This window comes from Actinomadura sp. HBU206391, assembly GCF_014323665.1.
GTDB lineage: Bacteria > Actinomycetota > Actinomycetes > Streptosporangiales > Streptosporangiaceae > Actinomadura_C.
In genome coordinates, this window is the sequence record NZ_JABVEB010000091.1 from 1 (window position 1) to 23,657 (window position 23,657).

A 23,657-nucleotide genomic window follows, 5' to 3' on the forward strand; every position below is an offset into this window, starting at 1 on the left:
CGGCATCGACCTGGCCATGGCCGTGTATCGCCGGCTGCGCGGCCGGGTCCCAGATCCGCAGCGTGCCGTCCGCGCCCGCGCCGACCAGCAGCGCCTGCCCCTCCACCTCGATCGTGCAGTGATCCGCCACCCAGCCCGCATGCCCTTCGAGGGTCGCCAGCGCCAGTCCCGCTTCGCCCGGTCCTCTCGGAACACGCCTCTAGCGCGCCAGGACGGGCACCGGGGACTCGCGGCCTGTTGCGGCGGCTGCCGCCGAGCGTACAGTGAGATGCCAAGTTCGCAGGTCAACCCCAGGATCGTGACTGGCACATGGTGTCTACGCGTTCCTCCGCCCGGTGGCGTGATCATGGGCTGCCGGCCGAGGTGACGAGCTTCGTGGGGCGTCGGCACGAGACGGCCGCCGTCAAACGTCTGCTGTCCGCCTCCCGGCTGGTGACGCTGACCGGAGTGGGCGGCGTCGGCAAGACCCGGCTGGCCTACCGGGTCGCCGCCGAGCTGGCTCGCGCCTTCCCCGATGGCGTATGGCTGGCCGAGCTGGCCGAGCTCGAGAACCCCGAGCTGCTCACGAACACCGTCTCCGAGGCCCTCGGGATCGATGATCGCCCCGGCCGGCCGGCCTTGAACGTTCTGGCCGAGCACCTGCGGGACATGACGGCGCTGCTCGTCCTGGACAACTGCGAACATCTGCTGCCCGAATGCACCGAGCTGGTCGAGACCCTGCTGCGCAACGCTCCCACGCTGCGGATCCTCGCGACCAGCAGGCACCTTCTGGACGCCATGGGCGAACAGGCGTTCACCGTCCCGGCGCTGTCGCTGCCCGGTTCCGACGGAGACTCCCCCGAGACCTCCACGCAGAGTGACGCGGTACGGCTGTTCGCCGAACGGGCGCAGGCGGCGCTCGCCGATTTCACCGTGACCGCGGAGAACCGGGACGCCGTCGAACGGATCTGCCTGCGTCTCGACGGGCTCCCGCTCGCGATCGAGCTCGCGGCCGTCCGGCTGCGGGCACTCTCCGTGCAGCAGCTGCTCGACCGCCTGGACGACCGGTTCCGGCTGCTCGAGCGCCGTTCCGTGGTACCGCGACATCGGACGCTGTGGGCCCTGATCGACTGGAGCCACACCCTCTGTTCACCGCAGGAGCGGCTGCTGTGGGCGCGGGCCTCGGTGTTCGTGGGCGGCCTGAACCTGACGGGGGCCGAGGCGGTCTGCTCGGGTGACGGCATCGCGCGCGAGGACGTACTGGATCTCGTGACCGGCCTGGTGGACAAATCGGTTCTGGTCACCGAGGAAAGTCGCTTGGGGATCCGCTACCGGTTGATGGAATCGCTGCGGGAGTACGGGCGCGGCCGGCTGGCCGAGTCCGGCGAAGAGGCGGCCGTACTGCGGCGGTACCGCGACTTCTACCGCCGCATGTGCGCCGAAACGCTGACGCAGCCGTCCGGGCCGTCGCAGCTGAATCTGCTTGCCCGGCTGAAGCTCGAGAACGCCAACCTGCGCTCGGCGATGGACTACTGCTTCGCGACGCCCGGACATGTCGCCGACGGCCTGCACATGGCCGCAGACCTGCGCAACCACTGGCTCAGCGGCTACCTCGGCGAGGGACGCCAGCGGCTGGCACAAGGACTCGCCCTGCACCACACGCCGGACGACGCGAGAGGCCGCGCGCTGGCCCTCGACGCGTGGCTGGCCGTGGTCGACGGCCAGACCGATGTGGCCGACCTGCTCGACGAGGCTGAGCAGATCGGGAGACGGCTGGGGCACGGCGTGATCCTCGCCGACGTCGCGCTCCAGCGCGGGCTGGTCGCCCTCGACCGGGGCGACGCGGAAACCGCGATCAGGCTCTGCCGGGACGCGGCCGAGCAGCATCACGTGACCGGCGATCTCATGGGCCGCATCCGGGCGTACCTGTGGCTCAGCAGCGCCCTCACCCTCGGCGGAGAGCTGGAGGCAGCCGTCCGCGCCGCCGAGGAGGGCATCGCCCTGTGCGAGGTCCACGGCAAAGGGCTCTACCGGGCGCACCTGCTGACCATGCTGAGCGTTCCGCTCTGGCGCCAGGGCGACACCGTACGGGCGGGCGAACTGGTGAAAGAGGCCCTGTCGTTCCACCGCGTGCTCGGCAACCCGCGCGGTATCGGGCTCAACCTGGCGGCGCTGGCCTGGGTCGCCGCGGCGGAGGGCCGGTACGAGCGAGCGGCACGGCTGCTGGGCATCTTCGAGACGTTCTCACAGGAGCCCAGATCGCGACGGGCGCTAGGGGCACAGGTGGCCGGGTACCGGCACCTCCGCCGCTACCACCAGCAGTGCATGGCCGACATCCGTGGCGCTCTCGGCGACACGGCGTTCGAGACGATCGTCGGGCGGAACGCCCGGCTCGACGTGGACCAGGCACTCGCGTACGCGATGGAGGAGCCGGCGAAGGAGGAAGTGGACGCCGTGGGGGCGGCCGGCAACGGCGCGCGATGGCCGCCGCTGACCCGCCGCGAGACCGAGGTGGCCGGGCTCGTCCGCCGGGGCCTGTCCAACAAGGACATCGCCGCCAAGCTGGTGATCTCCCAGCGCACCGCCGAAGGTCATGTCGAGCGCATCCTGACCAAGCTCGGCTTCGGGTCACGGGCGCAGATCGCGGTCTGGATCAGCAACCGTGAGAACGAGGCCTCCGGCCGGGCGTGATGAGCGCGGGCCGGTGAGGGCCGTGGCCGTCCACCGCCCTCGCTCGCTCGGGGCCGGTTCGGTGGTCTCGGCGTCCAGTGCGTGCTACATGGATGAGAGATGTGCATTACATCCGGTCGCTGTCACATCCTGCCGCGCCGTTCCGTCATTGGGGTGGAACGGCAGCAACGGCAAGGAGATCACCATGGACGCCCGTCTCAACTTCATCGGTAACACCGTGGGGGCCAACTTCGGGAAGTACATCAACTCAGCGAGCAAGGTCGTGATTGATTCGGCCCTGCCGGCCGTAACGCAGGAGCTGGTGAAGCTCCGCGCCAGCCAGATCAACGGCTGCGGCTACTGCACCGACATGCACACCAAGGACGCCGCACACGCGGGAGAGACCCCGGTGCGGCTCAACCTGGTCGCGGCCTGGCGGGAGGCAACGGTCTACACCGACGCCGAGCGAGCCGCCCTGGAACTCACCGAGCAGGGAACCCGCATCGCCGATGCCGCCACCGGTGTCAGCGACGAGGCCTGGGCGAACGCCGCCAAGCACTACGACGAGGACCAGCTCGCCGCCCTGGTGTGCCTGATCGCCCTCATCAACGCCTACAACCGCATGAACGTCATCGTCCAGCAGCCCGCCGGCGACTACCAGCCCGGCCAGTGGGGATGACCCCACCGATCCGTAAGCACTGGTGAAAGCCTCCAGGCCCAGGTTGGGGATCATGTCCCTGGCCTGGGCCTTCGTGGTGGAGCGCGAGTCAGCCCATGGACTTGGCACCGTCCAGGGACTCGCGAATGATGTCGGCGTGGCCGGCATGCTGAGCGGTCTCGGCGATGATGTGCATGAGCGCCCGGCGGGCCGACCACTGTTCGCCGGGCGGGAACCAGGGGGCCTTCGGCAGCGGGTGCGCGGCGTTCAGGTCGGGCAGGGCGCCGACCAGCTCGTCGGTGCGGCGAGCCACCTCGGCGTAGTCATCGAGTACGCCGGCCAGCGTCTCGTCGGGCAGCAGCCGGAACTGGTCGGCCCGCTCCGCGAAGTCGTCCTCGGTCATGTCGGAGAAGTCACGCATCGCCGACGGCCCCTCCAGGATGAAGTCGACCCAGCCCCGCTCGACGGCCGTGACGTGCTTGATCAGGCCGCCCAGGCACAGCTCGCTCACGGTGGCGCGCTTCCTGGCCTGCTCGTCGGTGAGACCGCGGGTGGTGAAACGCAGGAAGTGCCGGTGCTTGGCCAGCATCGCCAGCAGGTCGGCGTGCTCACCGCCGACGGTCGATGCGCCGGCCTGGCCGCTGGACGCCGGGTCGCCAGTGATCGGGTTGCCAGTGGTCATGGTCTCCGCCTTTTGTGGGGTCCGCGTCGAGGTTTCGTTCTCGCTCCATGCCGACGCTATGACCCATAGCGGCCACTTACTGACCTGAATCGCAGGTTCCGGCCGTCTACGACGCTGAGTTGTGAGTGTCGGCCACGCCGCCGAGTATGTTCTCCCGGCCCCATGCGCCGAGCGGAGCCAGCGCCTCGTTGAGCGAGAACCCGAGAGAGGTCAGCGAGTACTCGACGCGGGGCGGCACCTCGTCATGCACCTCGCGATGCACGATGCCGTCCGCCTCCAGCTCCCGCAGATGAGAGGCGAGAACCTTCTCGGTCACGCCCGGCACCAGCCTGCGCAGTTCGCCGAAGCGGCACGTCCGTTCGTTGAGCGCCCAGAGGATCAGCACCTTCCACTTCCCCCCGACCACGTCCATCGCCGCGTCTATCCCGCAGACGTACGCCCCCGGCCTCCGTGCCGTCATCATGCCCCACCCCCTCCTGCCTGCTCACTCACCCCGGGGTAACCACCCACTTCTAAGTGCGTACTTGATCATTCCGGGGCATGCGACAAGCCTCATCAGTATGGAACACAGCCCCTTCGACGAACCTCAGCTCACTCTCCTCGGACTCGGAGCCATGGGTACCGCGCTCGCACGCGCATGGCTCGCTTCCGGGTATTCGCCGACCGTCTGGAACCGCACCGCCGGCCGGGCCGAGCCGCTCGCCGCCGAGGGCGCGATGGTCGCCGGGACGGCCGCCGAGGCGGTGGCCGCGAGCGATCTCGTAGTGGTCTGCCTGCTCGACGACGCCTCGGTCGACGAAGCCCTGGCCGACACCGACCTGACGGGCAAGGACCTGGTCAACCTCACCACCAGCACCCCCACCCAGGCCCGCGCCCGCGCCGACTGGGCGCGGGAGCGCGGCGCCCGCTTCCTGGACGGCGGAATCATGGCGGTGCCGCCGATGATCGGCGCCCCGGACTCCGGCGGCTACGTCTTCTACAGCGGATCCCGCGCCCTCTTCGACACCCACCACGACGCGTTGGCCGTACCGGCCGGCACCACGTACGTCGGTGCGGATCCCGGCTTCGCCGCCCTCCACGACGTCGCGCTGCTGAGCGCGATGACCGGGATGTTCGCCGGGGCGTCGCACGCCTTCGCGCTGATCCGAAAGGAGGACGTCGCGCCGAAGGACATCGCGCCATTGCTCGTCAGTTGGCTCACCGCCATGGCCCCCTTCGCGTACGAGATCGCGGACCACCTGGAGAGCGGCGACTACACCAGGGGCGTGACCTCCAACCTCGCCATGATGGTCGAGGGCAACTCGACGCTGCTTCGCACGGCCGAGGAACAGGGGGTCAGCGCCGAGTTGCTCACCCCGTACATGGCCCTGATGGAGCGCCGTCTCGCCGACGGACACGGCGACGAGGGCACCACAGGCGTGATCGACCTGCTCACCCGCTGAGGAGGTCCGCGAGACAACCGCAGGTCGCACGCTCTGACGTCGCGGCCACCGCGCAGCCAGAACGACGGTCTTCAGTGGTCTTCTAGGCGCGCCAGGGCATGTGCTGGAGTGTCCAGGTGTTGCCGTCCGGGTCGGCGAAGCGAGCGTAGAAGACACCGCCCAGGTCCTCGACCGGCTCCACGTCCACACCGCGCTCGACAAGTGTCGTGCGGGCCTGCTCGATGTCACTCACGACCAGGTGCAGCCCGCGCAACGTGCCGACCGGCATGTCCAGGGATGGGATGCCCTCGGTCAGGGTGATCGAGCACGCCGAGCCCGGCGGGGTGAGCTGGACGACCCGAACCCCGTCCGCCGGCCGAACGTCGACGTCCACGTGGAAGCCGAGACGGTCGGCGTAGAAGGCCATGGCCCGGTCGATGTCGGTGACGGGCACCGGGACGAGCTCGAGCAGAAGCATGCCTGCACGGACGGGCGGAGCGGTGGGATCGACCGGGATCTCGGTGATGTCGGCCGGGATCTCGGTCTGGGTGGGCTGGGCCTGGGTGGGCTGGGTGTCGGTCATTGCTTCCCTTTCGAACTCATCTCGAACGCCGCGTCGAGGACATCGACAGGCGCGATGATTACCTTTTGGTTTAATAACTGAATTGTTTTGTACGCGCTAGGCTCGACCTGGGTCAAGGGGAGACCTTCGTGAAGGTCATGCTCATCCAGTGCCGCCAGTCCGAGCCGTTGTCGGAGCGCTCCCACGTGGCCGTCATGGTGTCGCCGTCCTTAGCGATCACCAGCGTCGCCCGTTCCGTGTCGCCCGAGAACGTCCAGACATCATCGTCGGTCACGCTCGCCTGCATCACGGCGAAGTCGCCTTGGTTGTCGAAGGAGCGCATGGCATAGGCCTGGGTCGATGGGTCGTAGGGTCCGATCATCTCGATGACCTCGACCTTGTCGTCGTTCATGCGTACGTCAACACGGTGAATGAGGAAGAACCCGCCGGCCAGCCACTCGTAGGTGTCCGAGCCGACGATCCGGATCGAGGGCTCAGACCGCGTGGCCACCGTCTGCCCCTGTGAACGCCAGCGGCCGACCAGCACATCCAGACGCTTGTTCTCCTGCCTCGGTGTCGGAGGCCGACTCAAGACCTCGGCGTTGCCGTCGTCCATCATGCGCGTCCTTCTCCCTGTCATATGTGTGTAAGATATTGCTTAAATACTTACACAGTGTCCGATGGGCACGCAACGACCCCGGGCGAGGAGGTGGCAGTGAACGACGCGTTGCGAGCGGTCGCCGACCCGACCCGCCGCGCGATCCTTGTGCTGGTACGGGACTGCGAGGTATCGGCGGGCGATATCGCCGGGGAGTTTGCTGATATCAGCCGCCCGGCGGTCTCCCAGCACCTGCGGATCCTGGTCGCGGCCGGCCTCCTCAACGTCCGCCGCGCCGGCAACCGCCGCTTCTATCGGCTGCGCCCCGAGGGACTCACCGAGGCCGCGACATTCATCGAGCAGATGTGGTCCGCCCCGCTCGACCGCCTCAAGCACGCAGCCGAACGAGAAGAACGCGCACACGCCGACAACGAAGACGCGAAGGGGGAATTGTGAGCGCTGCGGAGGGCACGACGATCGAGCAGACGATGCGGATCCAGGCACGACCCGAAACGGTCTGGCGGTTCTTCACCGATCCGGCACGCCTGTCGCAGTGGTGGGGCGAGGCCGAGTTGGACGCCCGCCCCAGCGGTGCCTTGCGAGTGCAGATGCTAGAAGGCCCGCGCCCGGTGATGCGCGGGGAATTCGTGGAGCTCGTTCCGTATGAACGGATCGTCTTCAGCTTCGGCTGGGAAGCCGCCCCTGGAGCACCCGACATCCCACCTGGCAGCTCCCGAGTCGAAGTCACGCTCACCCAGGACGGCGACGGGACAAAGCTCACCCTCCGGCACAGAGGCCTCCCACCTGCGCTCGAAGGCGAGACTGGCGACGGCTGGGCGCACCTGCTCCGCAGGCTCGGCGAAGCGGCAGCACCCGCGAATAGCGAAAAGCGGTGACAAGCACGTGAGGCGACAATTCTTGCCACGCCGAGATGATGGCTCGATCAGGTTGGGAATATCCGGTTGGGAGGGGTCCGGCAGGTCGAGGTGATCGACGGGTCGGCCGAGCTCGTCGCCCGCACTGTCAGCGGGCCCAGAACTTCCATCTCGGGCGGCGCTCGTCGGATGAGGGACCTGGATCGCCGGTCTGCGCTGGCCTGAAAGGGGCACTTGTAGAGATGTAAAGGTCGGCCGCTTCCGCCCGGTCGGCTGCGCTGAGCCGCTGGAGAACCCCCTGGTTCCGGCGATCCGAGACGACCTCAAGCGTCTTTGCGAGCACGTAAACAACGGGGCGCATCGCCGGCTCTGGCTTCTCGGGGACTGACGTCCGGTGGCGACGCGTCCACCTGACGCAACACCGATTCAGTTGCTGTCGTTGCCGTCACCCGCGACCACGTCGCCTGGGGGACAGACCAAATGCCACCCGTACGACGCCGACGATCAGGGCGATCAACGCCATCAGCCATGCCGTGAGCGCGGCAATCGCCGATTCGTTGACGTGTTCCCCATTGCCTTCGATCGTCCCGTCGTATGCGATGACCGAGGGCAGCACGAACATGCCCAGACTGACGGCCAACCACAACAACCCGGTGGACACCGCGATCTGCCGCGGGCGCCATAGCCACCGCGACGAACTCCACGCCACAACGGCCAGTGCCACCGCGCAGGCCACGGCAGGCAGGATCGTCCTGGCCGCCCAATGCTGCAACATCAGCGACCAGTACCACTGTTCGTCCGGCATGGGATCCATGAAATAAAGAATCGGATCAGGTGGCCCTCTCAGCCCTCGCAGAGTGCCCAGCAGCGCGCCACCCAGCAGGCCACCGGCAAACGCGGCGGCCGCCGCCCGAAGCGGAGTTCGGCCGAGCCGGCGAACGACCAACGCGGCGAACAGACCAGCCAACGTTCCCAGGATGATGCCTTTGGACGCTCCGTAGGCGATCGGGTTCGTCTGATTCCACGGATTGTTGTCCTCATGGCCGGCCCGCCACACCCCGACACTGCCCCAGGCGACCACACCGACCGTCGCGCCGACCGAACTGAGAACACCCGGCCGAAACCGCCGCGCCGGCCCTGTGATGGGCTGCGCTCCCCGACCGACACCGGCCGAGTGGAAACGTTGGATCACCATCACCTCACCGATGCCATCCTGCAGGCTTGGTTCGTTCAGACGTCCAGGCGGTTGCGCTCCCGGTAGCGTTGTTCGAAGGCCGTCTGGAACTCGGCGGCCGGCATGTCGGGCAGCCTGTGCTCGACGATGTGGTCATCGGAGGCGTAGAACTCCAGCGCTCCGGCCTCGTCCCGGGAGAGCCGCCAGCCCCCGTTGATCCGGGAGGCCTTGAGCCCCTCCGTCGTATCGCTGAACCCCCGGTCGAGGATGTACCAATGCACCATCACCCTGGCCTGGTTCTTAGTGATCGTCCCCGGTCCGAGCCCCAGACCCGTCACGTCCAGGCGGCCGTTGTTGACGCCCAGCCCGTCCACCCACCCGTCGGGTGTGAGCTTTGCCGGTCCGGTGACGCGCAGCACCGCCTGCAACGCTGCGACGACCTTCTCCGCCAGCAGCGCGCAGTCCTCGGAGCCGGGGTCCTTGATGATCATGTACCAGTTCGGATAATCGTCGTTCGGAGTCGACCAGCCGGCCACGACCATGGCCTCATGGTCGGTCTCGGACATGCGCCATGACTCGGCGAGGAACTCGTCGCTGCTGATCTCCGCGTTGAGGACGTCCCCCTCCGCCGCGAACTGCGCGTACCGGCCTCCATCGTCACTGAGGATCAGCTTCGCGCCCGGCGGCAACTCATCCAGGACCACCGCCAGATTTCCGCTGAACTCGGCCCAGTCCGGCTCTCCCGCAACGTCCACGGTCCAACCTTAGATCGACGACCGGCGGTCGGTCAGGAAAGCCTCCGCCGACGTCGTTTTCATGGGTGGTATCCACTCGGTCACACCGCCGCCTCCCCGCCGTCCACCACCATGTCGCTCCCGGTCATCCACACCGACTCGGCGGAGGCGAGGAAGACGGCGGCGCCGGCGAGATCCTCCGGACGTCCGGGCCGCCCCAGCGGGATGTCCTTGCCCCGCTCCCGCCAGAGGTCGGGGTCATCCCGCCATTGCGCGGCATTGGCGTTGGTGGCGGTCAGCCCTGGGGAGATCGTGTTGACGCGGATGCCGAACGGCGCCAACTCGTAGGCCGCGCTGCGGGTGAGCATCGACAGGCCGGCCTTGCTGCACTGGTAGTGGGCCATGGCGCTGACGGCTTTGGTGGCGCTGATCGAGCTGACGTTGATGACGCTCCCTGGCTTACCGGCGGCGCGCAGGCGCGCGGCGACCGCCTGGGTGGTGAAGAACGGGAAGCGCAGGTTGACCGTCATGACGCGCTCGTACTCCTCCGAGGTCAGGTCCAAGAACGCGGTCCTGGTGGTCGTGGCGGCGTTGTTCACCAGAACATCGGCGAGCCCGAGCGACTCGGCCACCGCGTCCATCAGCCGCGGGACGCCGCCGGGGTCGGCACCGTCCAGCAGCAGGTAGTCCGCCCGCACGCCATGCCCGCGCAGTTCACCAAGGGTGCGCTGCGCGGCGGTCTCGTCGCTCAGCGCGGTGAAGAACACGTCACAGCCCTCGCGGGCGAAGGCTGTCGCGATGGCGCGCCCGATGCCGTTGGCCCCGCCGGTGACGATGGCTCGCTGCCCCGTCAGTCTGCCCATGGGATGCGCCCGCCTCTCGTGCTTGAAGTCTGGCTGAAAGGGCGCATTCAGCCGAGGTCAGTTCGGCGGTACGACGGTGATGACGACGTTGCCGATCTTGCGCCCGGTCTCGACGTACCGGTAGGCGTCGACGATCTGCTCCAACGGGTACCGTCGGTCGATGACGGGCCTGAACTCTCCTGCCTCGATCAGCTCCCGGAAGTACCGCACCATCTCCTGGTCCTGCTTCGGAAAGGGGAACTTCACCTTCCTGCGGCGGAACAGGGGCGTGACGAGCGGCAAGAGCACGTTCTGGCACCAGGGGCCCAGGTCAGAGGAAAGATACACACCGCCGGGTTTCAACAGTCGCCTGCAGCGGCCGAACGTGCTCTTGCCGACCGCGTCGAACACCGCGTCGTAGCTCTGCTCGTCCCTGGTGAAGTCCTCGGCCGTGTAGTCGACGACCCGGTCGGCACCCAGGCCCTTCACCAGCTCCAAGCGCGCCGTGTCACACACCGCGGTCACGGTGGCCCCGCGATGCTTCAGGAGCTGCACCGCCGCCGAGCCGATGGCGCCGGTCGCGCCATAGACGAGGACGTCGTGCCCGGGCCGGACGCCGGCCGTCCTGATGAACGACAGCGCGTAGTGCGAGCCCTCGGTACCGGGAGCGGCCTCCTCGAAGGTCACGCCTGTCGGCATGGTCGCGATGGCGCCGCCCTCCGGAACCGACAGATACTCGGCATGGGTTCCGAACGCGCCCTCGTTGTACCCGAACACCCGGTCGCCGACCGAGAAGGACGTGACGCCGCCGCCGGCCGCTTCGACGACTCCCGCGTATTCGGTCCCGAGCACGGTACGCCGGGGCCGGGCAAGGCCGGTGAACGTACGCACGAAAAAGGGCCTGGCCGCCCGGTAGGCACAGTCGGTCCGGTTGACCGTCGTCGCGTGCACCCTCACAAGGACGTCATCGTCCCCGATCGAGGGCTTGGCCACTTCGGTGACCCTGACCACGGCCGGCGGTCCGTATCTGCTGTGCACCGCCGCCTTCATCGGCGAACCCGATCGCCGAGACTGGGAAACTCAGACATCGGAGCCCCGTGGTATTCCGAGGGTGGCGAGCAGGTCTTCGTGGAATTGGATCCACACGGTGTGACACGAGTCGAAGTCCGGAGCGTCGACCCAGCACCTCTCGCCGACTTCGACCTTGGCGAGGGCTGACGAGTACCGGTCGGCATAGCCGTCGAAGCGCTGTAGGCACTCCGAGAGCTGCGTGCACAACTGGCGAAACGCCTTCTCGAGCGCCGTCAGCGTACGCAGCACGCGTTCGTCCCAAGGCCAGTCGGTGTGATCGTTGAAAGCCATGGGATCGGTGCGGGTCGGTCGAATCTGCCAGTTGGTGCAGGCGATGCCGAATCGTCGGTTGAGAGGAAGGAACGTCTTGTGGGCGCTCGTCACGGCGTCGCGGGCCCCGGCCCGATCGAGCTCGATCGCCAGTCGCCGCTCGTTTTCGACCCGGCCGCTGTCAGTGACGGACCAACCCGAGCTGCCGGCGAAGCTGGAGCGGCACACCAACCCGCTCACTTCGTAGTCCAGCAGCAGTTCCTCGACCAACGAGGTGTCGAGCCCGAAGCGTCCGCCGATTCGGGAGGGCGACGCGAAGCCCAGCACGCGTGGGCCATGGAGCACCAGGTCGTCAGGGGCGGACACATACGGTGACATTCTTACGACTCCCGATGGGACTCGATACGACTCGTGATCCGGTCGACCTGTTGCAGTGCCGCTTGGGCCGACCTCAATGGTGCCCTGGTGGCCGCAATCTTGACATCCCGCCCGAAAAAGACCGCAAGATTCTCATGGCCGCTCCGACCACTCACCGAAGGACACACCTCAACGACCATCGAAGGACGAAGATGAACCATCCGCGCATCGGTGTCAGCCTGCCGCACTTCGGGCCGCACGCCGGCCCCGACGCCGTCGTCACCGTGGCTCGGGCGACCGAGCGGCTCGGGTTCCACGCCGTGTCCGTCAGTGAACGCCTGCTCATGCCCGTCGGGCCGGACTGGACCAACGACGCCGGCCTGCCCGAGTCCCATGTCTGGGATTCGCTGGAGATGCTGACCTGGGCCGCCGCCCACACTGAGCGGATCCGCGTGAGCACTGGGATCGTGAACTCGATCTTCCAGCCGCCCATCGTTCTCGCCCGCAGGCTGGCCACGCTCGACCGGCTGTCCCGCGGCCGCCTCGACGCCGGCATCGGCCAGGGCGGCGGCACGATGGAGCCACCGCACTACATCCCCGAGGAGTTCATTGCGGCGGGGGTGCCGGCCTCCCGCAGGGGTGCCGGGTTCGCAGAGCACGTGGCGGCGATGCGGGCCTGCTGGGGCCCCGACCCCGTCGAGCATCGCGGCCGGCACTACCACATCCCGCGGTCCATGGTCGGGCCGAAGCCATTCGGGGACACCATCCCCCTCTTCATCGGCGCGCTCACCCGGCACACCATCGAACGGGCGGCGCGCATCGGGGACGGCTTCATCACCGTGGCCCTGGACTGGGACGAGACCCAGGCCAAGGTCCAGTGGTATCGGGACGCGGGCGGCACCGGCACGGTCGTGGTGAACACAATCCAGGCCTATCCAGACACCCTGATCACGCCCGCCACGTTCACCGAGGCCGTGCTGAACGATCTCGACCGCGCCGCAAAAACCGGCGCCGACGAAATGCACATCACCCTCAACCTCAAGCCCATCCATCCGGACAGTCAAGTCGAGCTACTGGACGCACTCGCTGACAGGCTCCACCTGCCTTCGTGAAGGAGGCCGGAAAAGGCCGTGAACGGTCTATTTCTTTCGATGAGGAGGACGCAAGGCTCCGAGGCCAGGCTCGTACGGCTCTATCTCGCGTCGGACTCGTCGTCGAACTCGTCGTCGCTGATCGACCTGAACCCGTCCGCCGCCAGGGCCGCCAATCTGCCGAGCCGCGCCCCGTCGTCGGAGCCGACGGCGCCCAGCCCGATGCGGAAAACGTCGGGGTCCGGGTCCCCCCGTAGGACGAAGAAGCCGCGGCCGCCTCCGTCATCACCGATCAGGAGCAGGTCCGGGCGGTAGGTAGGAATCTCGTAGGTGGTGTTGCGCTCGGCGATCTCGCCTGGGCCGTACAGCGCCACATCAACAGACACGTCCACCGGCGTGATGCCGGTCCAGATGTCGAGCAGGGCCTCCGGCGGCCGTACACCTACTTGGGCCTCGATCCGCCGGGCGAGATCCTCCCGATCGTCCACACCACTCTCCTCAGCCACATAATGGCAAGGACCATGACACCATGGCCACCCAACCGGGGGACAACGTTGTAAAGAATCCTCACGGCGCGGACGCTGGATCTTCCGGACGCACCGGTGAAAGAACTGCACACGTGATCTTGTCGCGCTTAGGCAAGTATCTGGCGCTGAACGGCAATGGGTTACCGGGGTGGCGGTGGCATAATTGGAGGCGATGGCACACCCCAACGCAGCCGCACTTGTGCTCCTAGGCAGGCTCCATATATTCATGCGGCAGCGTGTTCGTCCTGATTCTCCATACGAAGTGCGATCCGCGCCGACTACAGAAAGTTAGGCGCTCCCTCACAGGGTGTTGCTGAGGCGTTGGTCGCGGTCGTGTCCACTCCGATGAATGAAGGTAACGCATGCAGCGATCCGTCAAGTTTGCCCTATGCCTGCTTGTCCCAGTGCTGAGCAGCATGATGCTCCCGGCCGCCGCGGCCGCAGACGTCGGCACGACTTCGGTCCCGTCCACCAAGGCGCCTCAATCGACGATCCAGCCCCTGGCCGGCGGCGGATGCCGATCCGCCTACAATTCGGGCGGTTGGAAAAATGTCTATCCGTGCGTCTCCGTCGCGGGTTCCAATCTGGTGGGCGATGGGTACATCAGCGGGTACCCTTCATCCTGCTCTTACTATCGAGTGCACCTCGCCGACAGGAACGGCAATTTGACGTGGGCAGCCTCACCTAAGATGCAGTGCAGCGCTCGTTATTCCGGTAACCTGGCAACCCAAAACATATTTGAACTGCCAGGGCACCGGGGCTATGCCATATTCAGGGCGTACAACAGCAAGAACCAGTCAATTCTCAGCCTGACGAGTCCTCTCGCCTGCTACGCAGCGTGCTGAACCCCCCGCTACGCCATCCCCGCTTCAGCTCGGCATCGGTTACGAATAACTTCCCGGACGTTTCCAGCTTGAGCATCTAGCCCGGCTTGGGCGACGTGAGTCGTGGTGATCGAGTCAGGTCGCCCAAGCCGGGCTGGTCGTTCCGGGGCCGGATCGTCCCTGAAAGGTCGCACGCCCGGCCCGGGCGAACCGGCCCGGCGGCCCCGCGCAGACCTGGTGATGTCGCGGACCGATGGAGGCCGTGGTGGGGCGCGGCGATCTGGCTGGTTCCGGTGCGGAGGCGCCGGACGTGGCGCTGTATCTGTTGCTCGGTGCCGGTGTATCCCACCTGGGCGATCTCTCTTTGCGGATGCCGTCGTTCCGTACTACCGGGACACCGCTATCGCCCTGATAGTCGCGATCTGGGAATCCGCCGAGTCCGACGCACCGACGTCACCCCGGACCCGCACCTGATGACCGAAGTTGCCGAACTAGTGGTCCAGCGGTTCGATGAACGCCGTGTCCCGTCCGTTTTCCATGGCAATGACCGCACGCCGACGTCGGCCGGCCATTCGCACGATCATTGCCTGCTCGATGATCATGATCCTCGGCCCGCTAGTGCTGACCGGCTGCACCCGACCGGCCGAGCCACCGTCGCTGCCGCCCGACGGCGTGTACGAACACGACGCAGCGGGTGAGAACTCACGGGCCGAGCCCGCCCCGACCGACGGTACGGCCGGGTCCATCACTCGGCCGTTGGCGAAGGCCGGCTGGTTCTGCGCACAGGTCCGGACCAATGCGGACGGCCGTGCCCTCTGGTGCCGGATCGGTCACCGCGACCAGGCGAACACGGTCCATCCGCAGGTCGCGCAGTTCCTGCTCGACCACGACGGCCGGCTCGCCTGGGCATGGTTCCCGCCCACCGAGCAGTCGGCGGACCAGGCGAGAGGCGGCCAGGTCGCCGATGCCGCGGCACCGGCGCTTGCCGCTGCCTGGCTCGACGCCGGTGATCGCGTGCGGCAGAAAATCAACGATTTCGATCGTGACCTCCGGAACCGGACGGTGCAGCGGAGCGACGAGATCCCCCGGACCGCATGGCGGGACAAGCATGCGAACTACAGTTATTCCATGATCGACGGACTGGTCGTCACCGCCCGGGAGGACTCCGTGCGGCGCTGGCCGTTCGGCGCCGAACACTATGCGACCACGATGAGCTCCGCCGTGGATGACCTTCGGGCCGGCGGTTACGACTGCGCCTATCCGCCGCAGGAGAACTGCAACCGCCCCCAGTCGAACGGCTACTTCCGCGTCACGCTCCGTGGTGATCAGATCGTCTCGGCCCGGTTCGGCATCGGGAGCCTGATCGAGTCGGGGCGGCAACGGCATCTGCTCAGCGAGGAGTTCCCGCGCGGACTCACCTTTCTGACCGAGGCGGTTCGCCGTCCGATCACCGAGCGCATCGAACAGGCTCGGCGGTCCGGCACCGGCTTCGCCGGCATCGTGGCCGGGACGGTCGTGATCATCGACGCGGATCGAGGCGCGGTCGGCGAAGACGATTTCGCGGCGTACTTCGACATCCAGATCGGCGCGCCGCTGGCCGCGACCCTGCCCATCTGATCACGCAGGGTCGGAGTGAAGGATCAAGGGCGCCAAAGAGTCGGAGGGCTCTTTCCAGAGTTGGTCGGTGAGCTTGTCGACCTGCTCCACGCAGAGGGTGAGAACGACCTTGCCTCGTTGGTGCCTTTTCTGCGGTTCACGGAGTGGTGTCCATGGCCCCGATGACTTCTGCAAGAGCTTCTATACGGCTCCCCCTCCAAAGGGTGCCTACGGCGCCGGGCATCGTTGCGTACCTTTGCTGCCTGACAAGGGCATGATCGTCATGGACGTCGTCCATGACGAGATTCAGCTCGTTGAGATCCTCTATCGGGACTCCCTGAGCTGATCTCTCCGACTCGGGGTGAGCGCACCGCAGGGCCGACCACAGGTCGAGCATCGGAAACTTCGCGGCAGTTGATCGCCCTGGGTGGACACGACCCTTGACCGCCTTGTGCGGATGTTCGGAGTGGGAAGACGATTCGGCCCTGCGACCAAGTATGGGTGCCAATCGACCCCGACACTCCGGAGGCGCTCGCATGACGGAGACAGGGACTTGACCGCCGATGTGGGCGGGCGAATGACCGATGCCGAACTCGTCGAGCGGTTCCGGCGTGATCCACAGCAGTTCACCGCCGTCCACGATCGACACTTCCGCGACATCTATCTGTACGTCGCCGGGCGACTGGACGTACAGAACGCCGAGGACATCGCTGCCGAGACGTTCTGCGTGGCGTTCGGGCAACGCGACCAGTTCGACCCCGAACGCGGCGGGCTGAGGCCCTGGCTGTTCGGCATCGCCACGACTCTGGTAGCCCAGCACCGGCGCAGCGAGGCACGTCGCTACCGGGCAATGGCACGCGCGGGGAGCGAGCCGGTCGCCGACAGCCATGAGAACCGGGTCGTCACCTCGGTGGCCGCCCAGCGCATGCAGCCGGAGCTGGCGAAGGCGCTGGCCTCACTGTCGCAGGGCGAGCGGGATGTCGTACTGCTCGTGGCCCTGGCCCAGCTCAGCTACGACGAGGTGGCCCAGGCGCTCGGCATCTCCCAGGGCACGGTCGGCTCCCGGCTCAGCCGAGCCCGCAAAAAACTACACAAGGCGATCGACCTGGAGGCTTTCAATGGATGACCTGAAGCGGCTCGGCACCCTGCTGGCGATGCCCGACCCCGCCCCGGAGGTGACCGAGCGCAGCCGGCGCCGGCTGCAGAACACGATGCGCGGCCCGGCCCGCAGGCGCCGGATCGGCTGGACGGCGGGCGGGCTCAGCCTCACCGCCGCAGCCGCGGCGGCCGCGCTCGTGGTCGCCTCCAACAGCACGGCGCCTACCGCCACCCCCAACAGCCCTCCCGCGAAGGCCTCGATGTCCGGCCGGCAGATCCTGCTGGCCGCGGCCACCAGCGCGGAGCACAGACCGGCGAGCACCGGAACCTACTGGAACATCAAGCACAGACACACACCTCCGGTCAGTGGGATCGAGCTGAGTCAGACCTGGACCCGACGTGACGGCCAGGTATGGATCAGCTTTCGCCCCGGGATGATCAGCAGTCTGGGGCGACGCGGATTCCACCTGGGTGGTGTCGAGAGGCTGAGCCTCAGCCGTTTCCAGAAGCTGCCGACCGACCCCGCAAAGCTGAAGGCGGAGGTCGTCGCCATGGTGAAGGACAGGAAGGGACGTTCCGCGGACGAAAAAGGACTGGACGCCCTCCACATCCTGAACGAATTGCTCGTCCAGGCGCCGACCTCACCGCAGGTCCGCGCCGCCGCCTTTCGCGCGATCGCCACGTTTCCGCACGTCAAGAGCCTCGGCAAGGTCTCCGGCGGAGAGGGCGTGCTGATCACCCTCGGAGACGCCGGGACAAAGATGATCATTGATCTCAAGACCTCACAGGTGAGCAACGAGGGCTTCACCAACTTCGGTGGGAAGAGAGAGTCGATGGGGACCTCCACGTTCACCGCCGAATGGACGAACGAGTTGCCCGGCAAGGTGGTTCCGCTGTCGGCACAGGTGCCCAAGCGCGAACCGCTCCACCGCCCTCCAGCCGCATCGCGTGATCTCACAGGCTCCCGTTCACAGCCGTGATCTTGCGGGCCGATTCCACGCGACACTCCGGCGAACAGATTTAGAACGACGTTCAGTGTCGGCTGGCAAACCACCGAACACCTAGCCGGTGGTGCCCAGACCGGCACTGAACGCCGTTCGGGGTTCGTCGGCCGCCCAAGGCGCAGCCCTTGGCATGGGTCAAACACGGCCTCTGGTGTCACCGGGGAAGGCGCGCAGTGCCAGTTCGACGACGTGGGCCAGCTCTTCGCGGGTGGCGCCGGCGGCCGCGTGTACGGCCGGCCCTTCGGACACGGTCATGATGTAGCGGGCGAGGCCGTCTGGATCGTCGCCAGGGACCAGGTCGCCTTCTTGGATCGCGCGGCGGAACCGGTCGCGCATCGCGCCTTCTCCGGCTCTGCGGGCGCGTGCCAGTGTCGCGGACACGTCGGCGTTGGCCGGGCCGCAGGACAGGCCGCTCTGGATGGAGAAGCAGCCGGCCGGCCGGCCGGGCGCGGTCACGGCCTTGACATCAGTCGGTGCGCACACCTCAGCGTGAAAAGCCCGCACATGGGAGATGAAGATCAATGGGTTGGCTTGAGGGCAAGACCGCAATCGTGACCGGCGGTACTACGGGCATCGGACTGGCTGCCGCAGAGCGGCTGGCGGCGGAGGGCGCGCAGGTGTTCGTCACCGGCCGCCGCAGGGCGGAGCTGGACGCGGCCGTGGAGAAGATCGGTGCAGGCGCCATCGGCGTGCAGGGCGATGTGTCGAACCTGGCGGACCTCGATCGCCTGTACGCGGCGGTGCGGCAGCAAGGCCGTCGGGTGGATGTGCTGTTCGCCAACGCCGGCGGCGGTTCCTTCGCATCGCTGGAGCAGGTGACCGAGGAGCATTTCGACCAGACCTTCGGCATCAACGTCAGGGGCCTGCTGTTCACCGTGCAAAAGGCGCTGCCACTGCTCAACGACGGCGCCTCGGTCATCCTGACCTCCTCCACCGCTGCCACCAGCGGCGCCGAGACGTTCGGCGTCTACGCCGCCTCAAAGGCCGCCGTACGCTCATTCGCCCGCACCTGGGCCAACGAACTCAAGGGCCGCGGCATCCGCGTCAACGCGGTCACCCCCGGCACCATCGACACACCCGGCATCACCGGCCTGGCCCCCGACGAGGCGCAGGCTGAGCAGCTGAAGGGCTTCCTCATCGGCCAGATACCCATGGGACGCATGGGCCGGCCCGAGGAACTCGCCGACGCCATCGTGTTCCTGGCCTCTGACCAGAGCAGTTTCATCACCGGCTCCGAGCTGTACGTCGACGGCGGCCTCAACCAGATCTGAGCAGCCTGGTTCGACGCGCCCGCGCCAGTTCGACGAGCTCGCGCGGGCGCGCCGAACCCGTACCCGCGCACACACTCGACCCGCGCAATCAGGAGGAACAAATGGAGCTGGGACGATTGGGAATCTGGAGCGTCGAACTGCGCCTCGGCGACGCCGGCGAGATCCACGATTCCGCAGCCGAGCTCGAGGAACTCGGCTGGGGAACCCTGTGGATACCCGGCCTGGGGGGCGGGGACATCCTCGCCGACTCGGAGCGTCTGCTGCAGGCCACCCGTACGACCAAGATCGCAACCGGGATCATCAGTATCTGGCGGCACGATGCGGAAGAGATGGCCGCCGGCCATGCAGGCCTCCAGCAGGCGTACGGCCGCCGCATGCTTCTCGGCCTCGGTGTGAGCGACCCCGCCGCCGCGCACGACGCCTGCCGCCCCTTCCGGCCACTCGCGGAGATGAACGACTATCTCGACCGCCTCGACCGTGCCGACCCACCTCTCCCTGTGGACGAGCGGATACTGGCCGCGCTCAGCCCCAAGCTGGTGCAGTTGTCCGGACAGCGCACCGCCGGCGTGCACCCGTTCATGGTCACCCCCGAGTCCACGGCCTCCACCCGGGAATTGCTCGGCGCCGGCCCAAAGCTCGCCCCCTATCAAGCAGTCGTGTTGGAAAAGGACCCGGACAAGGCGCGCACTGCCGCCCGCGACTTCCTCGGCGCGTTCCTCACCATGGATCACTACCTCAAGAGCCTGCAGCGGCAGGGATCCACCGACGCAGACCTCGCGGACGGCGGCAGTGACCGGCTCATCGACAGCGTCGTCGCCTGGGGCGAGGTCGAGACGATCGCCACGCGCCTGCAAGCACACCACGACGCCGGCGCCGACCACGTCTGCCTCCACGTTCTGACCACCACAGGCGGCTTCCCACGCCGCGAGTGGCGCGAACTGGCAGCACTCACCCGATGACTCCACACCGCCGCAGGGGCGCAGCCAAGCCCCTCCGCCACGCCTGACTTCGAATCCCCCCGCTGCGCATAAGGCGCGATGAGCGGGACCGGCACCACAGGCCGTTGGAAACCCTGTTGATCGCCTGTAGCTCGTCCGCCATCCTGCCGAGATGGTCGGTGAACTTGCCCATGCGCAGCTCATACCCATGCTTGTTGAGGCCGTGCCCGAGTTCTGGAGCATCTATCTTGACGACGTGGACGACGATGGCGAGCCGCTTACGCATGTGCTGTTCGGCGTCGACCTGACCCCGTACGTCCTGGACGCGCATCAACGGGGGCGGTCGGAGTTGGTGCAGCGCTGCCTGACATTCTTCGAACATGTGCTGACGGTCGGGGACAAGCGGTCTAGAGAGGTGATCGTGACGTCCTTCGTCTACCAGGTCGGGCCATGGGATCCAGAGATGGCCAGCTTCATCAGCCAGTGGCCGCCCGCGCTCGCAGAGAGTGCACGCCAGCAGGGCTGGTCAGGAACAAGTTAGAAAGCGCACCGGACGCCGGTCCCACGACGGCGACAGGGATGCGAGCGTGGGCGGTGGTCGCCGCTGTTGCCGCCGGCCGCGCCCGCGGCACCCAAAGGATCCGCGATCATGGACACGACTTGCGCGCAGGGCAAGGACTCCGGCGCCGGGCGACCAGGGAAGTAATACGCGGTCGGGCGGTGCCGTGAGGAGATGGCCTCTGAGCGGACGTACCAGGATGGCTCTAGGTTTGGACACGTGACGGATCACGACGAGTTGCTGAGGCGGGTTGCCGGGCGAGCGGTGCAGGAGGACTGATGTCGTCACCGCCGCCGGTTCGACGGCTTGCCGCTAAGCGAAGGAACAAGGTCTCACTGCTGCTCCAGTTCTCCCTGCAGTGGCTCTACCTGCCGGTGTGGGGGGTCGTCGCCGTGGCGCTGGGCGTCCTCGTGGCCCTCGCTTCCGCCGGTCTGAATCCTCCGCTGCGGTGGTTCGACGTACGGCGAGGCGCGCTGTCACCGCACCGGTTCCACGTCGAGTGGGTGTCGGATCCAGCGCTCTGGGACACATATGCGGCGGATCGAATCCGCAGCAAGGTGGAGAAGGCGAACGCCAACCCCGCTCGGTACGGCGGCAGGGTGGCGCCGGACGGCAACCGCGAGCTGACGGTCACAGTGCCGGCCGTCCATTTCCGCGGGGTGGGCCCGGACAGGGCGATCGCCATCGCGCAGTCCCTGGGATGGACGGCGCAACTCAAGGGCAATGGACGCGAAGTGTGGAACGCAGGGGCACTGCGGCTCACCGGCACGATCCAGTCCGACTCCCCGTGATCGCGGTTTCGAGGAGAGGTGTCATCCTGTACTCCCGCGGCAGCGGAGGCACCCAGCCCGCATGTCGCTCAGCCGCCCACGGCGACCGTCTTGAACTCGAGCCAGTGGGGTCTGCTCTTCAGCAGTGGCGACCACCCTGCCGCCGTGCCATCCGCTGAGGCCGGTGGGTTGGTCAAAACGGCGGCTCGTCGTCCACCCGAGGCCCGTGAAGTGCCGCCCTACCCTGCGCGCTCCGCTTCTCTTCCCACTCTTTCTCGCGGTGCTCGTACTCGATGAGTTCGGCATGGGCGGCAAGGGTCGTGGTGTCCTCGCCCCAGGCCTGCAGTCCGACGATCGCGACCAAGCGGTAGCCCTGCTCGGAACTCGCGGCCAGTTCGCTGCGCAGTACGGGGATCAGCTCAGCCCGATGATGGACCAGCTCGGGAGCGTCCAACAAGGGAACCGCGGCGGCGATGGCCGCTTCGCGAACGACGGGATCAGAGTCGGCAAGACAGGCGGAGACCCCCTGGAACAGGGCGGGGCGCAATGCGCAGACCTCCCGGAACCTCGGCGATGAGGCCCACGACAAGCCCCACTCCTCCCGCTGCTCCTCCATGGCGTCGCTGACCGTGTCAGCCACCGCCGCCAGCCAGTCCAGCAGCTTGGCGCGCAACGGCCGGCGGCCGGCCTCCCACGCGGGGACCAGCGCCTCCTGACTTCCTGGGTCGGCGAGGAGCGCGGCTATGTAGAGGGCCGCCGTGCCCGTCTCACCATAGAGAGATCCCTGGTGCAGCAGCGCATCGGAAAGATGGTTCAGACCGCGGGTGACAGCGCCTCGGTCCCCGCAGGTGAAGGCCGCCAGCGCCATCGGCGTGAACGACACGGGCCCAACCGGATAATCCTCAACCCTCTCGGCCCAGTCTGCCCCTAGGGTGTTCCAGTCGGTTTCCGCGAGCAGCACGCGCGGATCAGGCAGTTCCTCGATCGCCACTCGGCGATTATCCAATCGTTCCAGGGCTGACCGGCATCGCACTCATGGCCCAAGCCGTAGTCCCCTCGATGCGAGCTACCGGCGGCCCGCAGGGCCGCCCCCGATGGGCAGGGCTGCTCCTTCCACAAAGAGCACGGGCTTCGGCTCCCGCCGTATTCTGCTGGTGTGACGGGCTCGGTGGGCTTCGGGGGGATGCTGTCGCGCTTGCTGGCGCATCGGAAGCTCGACGCCGGCGTGCTGGCCGCGGCGGCCGGCGTACCGGAGCCCGAGCTTGCGGCGGTGCTCGGAGGCGCCGAGCCGAGCGCGTCGCTGATGCGAGGGCTCGCACCCGCGCTGGGCCTGCACACCTCGGACCTGTTCCTGATCGCCGGACGTCGGGTACCGGACGACCTGGCAACTACGGGGCCCAAGATTCCAGGTATCAGTTCCCTTGTTTGGTGCATGGCCAACGTTCCGGAGGCCGGACGCCGGGTGCACGAACTGGTTCGGGATCAGCCCCGGCAGGCGCACCCGGAGCAGGCTTCAACTCCTGTATACGACAAGTGGTTCGTGCCGGGTTTCGGTGCCACGCTCCTGCGTCTGTTCGGCAACCGGAATATGAAGAGCACCGACGCCGTCAAGGCGCTGTACCTCCTAGCCCGCTTCGGGCCGTGGTCGGCGTCCACGCTCCACATGGTGGGCCATCGAAGAAAAGAGGTGTCCGCCGACCTGGTGGCGGCCTGCGCGGTCGTGCTCGGCATCCCGCCCGGTGATCTGGCCGCCCTGGCCGGCGTGGACGTGCCCGATCGGCCCCCATACGTGGACCCGGCAACACCCGAAACGGTCGAGTTGATCTGGGAGGCCCGAAACCTCACCGGCGAGCAGATGCGCTACCTAGACGACCAGTCACACGTGATCCGGCACGAGTACGACGATGTGATGCCATCGCACCTGGTCTGTCACTGCTCACTGTTCCGTGGGAACCGAAGACCGTGGCACCGTCCGGAACGGCCGTAGCGACCGGCCTCAAAAACGATCAAGGTCGAGGTTTGGGAATCATGTCCCTGGCCTGGGCTTTGCCGTGGAGCGGGTGACGGGAATCGAACCCGCGCTATC

26 protein-coding genes are annotated in these 23,657 nt (G+C 67.4%); 14 read left to right on the plus strand and 12 right to left on the minus strand.

From position 1 onward, the window contains the following. The first annotated feature begins 309 nt into the window (after nt 1-309). Both HKK72_RS23200 and HKK72_RS23205 read left to right on the plus strand, forming a co-directional pair. Nucleotides 310-2,670: an ATP-binding protein gene (locus tag HKK72_RS23200; protein WP_187236524.1), complete on the plus strand. Its 2,361-nt coding sequence runs from the start codon at nt 310-312 to the stop codon at nt 2,668-2,670. A 184-nt stretch (nt 2,671-2,854) separates the two neighbouring features. Further along, complete coding sequence (locus HKK72_RS23205; RefSeq protein WP_187236525.1) at nt 2,855-3,328, plus strand: carboxymuconolactone decarboxylase family protein; 474 nt, start codon at nt 2,855-2,857, stop codon at nt 3,326-3,328. 88 nt (nt 3,329-3,416) lie between these two features. On the opposite strand, the gene HKK72_RS23210 is transcribed toward HKK72_RS23205, so the two are convergent. Continuing rightward, the gene (locus HKK72_RS23210) at nt 3,417-3,989 is read right to left on the minus strand and encodes a DinB family protein (protein WP_187236526.1); all 573 of its coding nucleotides are present in this window, start codon (nt 3,987-3,989) and stop codon (nt 3,417-3,419) included. Between the two features lie 106 nt (nt 3,990-4,095). Then, nucleotides 4,096-4,452: a winged helix-turn-helix transcriptional regulator gene (locus HKK72_RS23215; RefSeq protein ID WP_187236527.1), complete on the minus strand. Its 357-nt coding sequence runs from the start codon at nt 4,450-4,452 to the stop codon at nt 4,096-4,098. 97 nt (nt 4,453-4,549) lie between these two features. Here HKK72_RS23215 and HKK72_RS23220 point away from each other — a divergent pair, with 97 nt between their 5' ends. After that, nucleotides 4,550-5,431: an NAD(P)-dependent oxidoreductase gene (locus tag HKK72_RS23220; RefSeq protein WP_187236528.1), complete on the plus strand. Its 882-nt coding sequence runs from the start codon at nt 4,550-4,552 to the stop codon at nt 5,429-5,431. A gap of 82 nt (nt 5,432-5,513) precedes the next feature. On the opposite strand, the gene HKK72_RS23225 is transcribed toward HKK72_RS23220, so the two are convergent. Together HKK72_RS23225 and HKK72_RS23230 are read right to left on the minus strand one after the other, a co-directional pair. Beyond that, nucleotides 5,514-5,993 carry a VOC family protein gene (locus tag HKK72_RS23225; protein WP_261987103.1) on the minus strand — a complete coding sequence of 160 codons (480 nt, stop codon included), beginning with the start codon at nt 5,991-5,993 and terminating at the stop codon, nt 5,514-5,516. Between the two features lie 112 nt (nt 5,994-6,105). Continuing rightward, nucleotides 6,106-6,612 carry a DUF1579 family protein gene (locus HKK72_RS23230; RefSeq protein ID WP_187236529.1) on the minus strand — a complete coding sequence of 169 codons (507 nt, stop codon included), beginning with the start codon at nt 6,610-6,612 and terminating at the stop codon, nt 6,106-6,108. Nucleotides 6,613-6,687: 75 nt separating this feature from the next. On the opposite strand from HKK72_RS23230, the gene HKK72_RS23235 reads away from it, so the two are divergent. Further along, nucleotides 6,688-7,026 (plus strand): ArsR/SmtB family transcription factor, encoded by a 339-nt coding sequence (locus tag HKK72_RS23235; protein ID WP_187236530.1) that lies wholly within the window; start codon nt 6,688-6,690, stop codon nt 7,024-7,026. Further along, on the plus strand, nt 7,023-7,466 hold the full coding sequence (locus tag HKK72_RS23240) for an SRPBCC domain-containing protein (RefSeq protein WP_187236531.1): 444 nt from the start codon (nt 7,023-7,025) through the stop codon (nt 7,464-7,466). Before HKK72_RS23235 ends, HKK72_RS23240 begins: the two co-directional genes overlap by 4 nt. A 424-nt stretch (nt 7,467-7,890) precedes the next feature. On the opposite strand, the gene HKK72_RS23245 is transcribed toward HKK72_RS23240, so the two are convergent. The 5 genes from HKK72_RS23245 to HKK72_RS23265 form a co-directional block, all read right to left on the minus strand. Beyond that, entirely contained in the window at nt 7,891-8,643 is a 753-nt protein-coding gene (locus HKK72_RS23245; protein WP_222721033.1) for a hypothetical protein, read from the minus strand. A gap of 32 nt (nt 8,644-8,675) precedes the next feature. Further along, entirely contained in the window at nt 8,676-9,374 is a 699-nt protein-coding gene (locus HKK72_RS23250) for a TY-Chap domain-containing protein (RefSeq protein ID WP_187236533.1), read from the minus strand. Nucleotides 9,375-9,454: 80 nt separating this feature from the next. Beyond that, nucleotides 9,455-10,216, minus strand: coding sequence for an SDR family NAD(P)-dependent oxidoreductase (locus HKK72_RS23255; protein ID WP_187236534.1), 762 nt, complete (start codon nt 10,214-10,216; stop codon nt 9,455-9,457). A 57-nt stretch (nt 10,217-10,273) separates the two neighbouring features. Continuing rightward, the gene (locus HKK72_RS23260) at nt 10,274-11,233 is read right to left on the minus strand and encodes an NAD(P)-dependent alcohol dehydrogenase (protein ID WP_222721034.1); all 960 of its coding nucleotides are present in this window, start codon (nt 11,231-11,233) and stop codon (nt 10,274-10,276) included. 42 nt (nt 11,234-11,275) lie between these two features. Further along, nucleotides 11,276-11,914: a transcriptional regulator gene (locus HKK72_RS23265; protein WP_187236536.1), complete on the minus strand. Its 639-nt coding sequence runs from the start codon at nt 11,912-11,914 to the stop codon at nt 11,276-11,278. A 191-nt stretch (nt 11,915-12,105) separates the two neighbouring features. Between HKK72_RS23265 and HKK72_RS23270 the strand changes: the two genes are divergently transcribed. Beyond that, on the plus strand, nt 12,106-13,005 hold the full coding sequence (locus tag HKK72_RS23270) for a TIGR03619 family F420-dependent LLM class oxidoreductase (RefSeq protein ID WP_187236537.1): 900 nt from the start codon (nt 12,106-12,108) through the stop codon (nt 13,003-13,005). An 80-nt stretch (nt 13,006-13,085) separates the two neighbouring features. Here the strand turns inward: HKK72_RS23270 and HKK72_RS23275 are convergent, their stop codons facing one another. Continuing rightward, on the minus strand, nt 13,086-13,472 hold the full coding sequence (locus HKK72_RS23275) for a hypothetical protein (protein WP_187236538.1): 387 nt from the start codon (nt 13,470-13,472) through the stop codon (nt 13,086-13,088). Nucleotides 13,473-14,929: 1,457 nt separating this feature from the next. Here HKK72_RS23275 and HKK72_RS23280 point away from each other — a divergent pair. The 3 genes from HKK72_RS23280 (at nt 14,930) to HKK72_RS23295 (ending at nt 18,009) form a co-directional block, all read left to right on the plus strand. Continuing rightward, a complete protein-coding gene (locus tag HKK72_RS23280) occupies nt 14,930-15,952 on the plus strand; it encodes a hypothetical protein (RefSeq protein ID WP_261987104.1) in 1,023 nt (340 codons plus the stop codon). A 532-nt stretch (nt 15,953-16,484) separates the two neighbouring features. Next, the gene (locus HKK72_RS23290) at nt 16,485-17,057 is read left to right on the plus strand and encodes an RNA polymerase sigma factor (RefSeq protein ID WP_187236539.1); all 573 of its coding nucleotides are present in this window, start codon (nt 16,485-16,487) and stop codon (nt 17,055-17,057) included. After that, complete coding sequence (locus tag HKK72_RS23295; RefSeq protein WP_187236540.1) at nt 17,050-18,009, plus strand: CU044_5270 family protein; 960 nt, start codon at nt 17,050-17,052, stop codon at nt 18,007-18,009. Before HKK72_RS23290 ends, HKK72_RS23295 begins: the two co-directional genes overlap by 8 nt. A gap of 159 nt (nt 18,010-18,168) precedes the next feature. Here the strand turns inward: HKK72_RS23295 and HKK72_RS23300 are convergent, their stop codons facing one another. Then, nucleotides 18,169-18,489 carry a TetR family transcriptional regulator C-terminal domain-containing protein gene (locus tag HKK72_RS23300; RefSeq protein WP_222721035.1) on the minus strand — a complete coding sequence of 107 codons (321 nt, stop codon included), beginning with the start codon at nt 18,487-18,489 and terminating at the stop codon, nt 18,169-18,171. Between the two features lie 65 nt (nt 18,490-18,554). On the opposite strand from HKK72_RS23300, the gene HKK72_RS23305 reads away from it, so the two are divergent. The 4 genes from HKK72_RS23305 (at nt 18,555) to HKK72_RS23320 (ending at nt 21,592) form a co-directional block, all read left to right on the plus strand. Continuing rightward, the gene (locus HKK72_RS23305) at nt 18,555-19,304 is read left to right on the plus strand and encodes an SDR family NAD(P)-dependent oxidoreductase (RefSeq protein WP_187236542.1); all 750 of its coding nucleotides are present in this window, start codon (nt 18,555-18,557) and stop codon (nt 19,302-19,304) included. Between the two features lie 101 nt (nt 19,305-19,405). Further along, nucleotides 19,406-20,263 carry a TIGR03620 family F420-dependent LLM class oxidoreductase gene (locus tag HKK72_RS23310; RefSeq protein WP_187236543.1) on the plus strand — a complete coding sequence of 286 codons (858 nt, stop codon included), beginning with the start codon at nt 19,406-19,408 and terminating at the stop codon, nt 20,261-20,263. A gap of 151 nt (nt 20,264-20,414) precedes the next feature. Beyond that, nucleotides 20,415-20,783: a hypothetical protein gene (locus HKK72_RS23315; protein ID WP_187236544.1), complete on the plus strand. Its 369-nt coding sequence runs from the start codon at nt 20,415-20,417 to the stop codon at nt 20,781-20,783. Between the two features lie 296 nt (nt 20,784-21,079). Next, the gene (locus HKK72_RS23320) at nt 21,080-21,592 is read left to right on the plus strand and encodes a hypothetical protein (protein WP_187236545.1); all 513 of its coding nucleotides are present in this window, start codon (nt 21,080-21,082) and stop codon (nt 21,590-21,592) included. A gap of 172 nt (nt 21,593-21,764) precedes the next feature. On the opposite strand, the gene HKK72_RS42300 is transcribed toward HKK72_RS23320, so the two are convergent. Beyond that, nucleotides 21,765-22,562 (minus strand): hypothetical protein, encoded by a 798-nt coding sequence (locus HKK72_RS42300; RefSeq protein WP_187236546.1) that lies wholly within the window; start codon nt 22,560-22,562, stop codon nt 21,765-21,767. A 165-nt stretch (nt 22,563-22,727) separates the two neighbouring features. Here HKK72_RS42300 and HKK72_RS23330 point away from each other — a divergent pair, with 165 nt between their 5' ends. After that, nucleotides 22,728-23,558, plus strand: a complete 831-nt coding sequence (locus tag HKK72_RS23330) for a hypothetical protein (RefSeq protein WP_187236547.1) — start codon at nt 22,728-22,730, stop codon at nt 23,556-23,558. Nucleotides 23,559-23,657: the final 99 nt, after the last annotated feature.

Excerpts from the sequence above, each read along its gene's own strand:
- HKK72_RS23200 (WP_187236524.1), top strand. The coding sequence starts at position 310 with ATGGTGTCTACGCGTTCCTCCGCCCGGTGGCGTGATCATGGGCTGCCG.
- HKK72_RS23205 (WP_187236525.1), top strand. The coding sequence starts at position 2,855 with ATGGACGCCCGTCTCAACTTCATCGGTAACACCGTGGGGGCCAACTTC.
- HKK72_RS23210 (WP_187236526.1), bottom strand. The coding sequence starts at position 3,989 with ATGACCACTGGCAACCCGATCACTGGCGACCCGGCGTCCAGCGGCCAG.
- HKK72_RS23215 (WP_187236527.1), bottom strand. The coding sequence starts at position 4,452 with ATGATGACGGCACGGAGGCCGGGGGCGTACGTCTGCGGGATAGACGCG.
- HKK72_RS23220 (WP_187236528.1), top strand. The coding sequence starts at position 4,550 with ATGGAACACAGCCCCTTCGACGAACCTCAGCTCACTCTCCTCGGACTC.
- HKK72_RS23225 (WP_261987103.1), bottom strand. The coding sequence starts at position 5,993 with ATGACCGACACCCAGCCCACCCAGGCCCAGCCCACCCAGACCGAGATC.
- HKK72_RS23230 (WP_187236529.1), bottom strand. The coding sequence starts at position 6,612 with ATGACAGGGAGAAGGACGCGCATGATGGACGACGGCAACGCCGAGGTC.
- HKK72_RS23255 (WP_187236534.1), bottom strand. The coding sequence starts at position 10,216 with ATGGGCAGACTGACGGGGCAGCGAGCCATCGTCACCGGCGGGGCCAAC.
- HKK72_RS23265 (WP_187236536.1), bottom strand. The coding sequence starts at position 11,914 with ATGTCACCGTATGTGTCCGCCCCTGACGACCTGGTGCTCCATGGCCCA.
- HKK72_RS23270 (WP_187236537.1), top strand. The coding sequence starts at position 12,106 with ATGAACCATCCGCGCATCGGTGTCAGCCTGCCGCACTTCGGGCCGCAC.
- HKK72_RS23280 (WP_261987104.1), top strand. The coding sequence starts at position 14,930 with ATGATCATGATCCTCGGCCCGCTAGTGCTGACCGGCTGCACCCGACCG.
- HKK72_RS23295 (WP_187236540.1), top strand. The coding sequence starts at position 17,050 with ATGGATGACCTGAAGCGGCTCGGCACCCTGCTGGCGATGCCCGACCCC.
- HKK72_RS23305 (WP_187236542.1), top strand. The coding sequence starts at position 18,555 with ATGGGTTGGCTTGAGGGCAAGACCGCAATCGTGACCGGCGGTACTACG.
- HKK72_RS23310 (WP_187236543.1), top strand. The coding sequence starts at position 19,406 with ATGGAGCTGGGACGATTGGGAATCTGGAGCGTCGAACTGCGCCTCGGC.
- HKK72_RS23315 (WP_187236544.1), top strand. The coding sequence starts at position 20,415 with ATGGTCGGTGAACTTGCCCATGCGCAGCTCATACCCATGCTTGTTGAG.
- HKK72_RS23320 (WP_187236545.1), top strand. The coding sequence starts at position 21,080 with ATGTCGTCACCGCCGCCGGTTCGACGGCTTGCCGCTAAGCGAAGGAAC.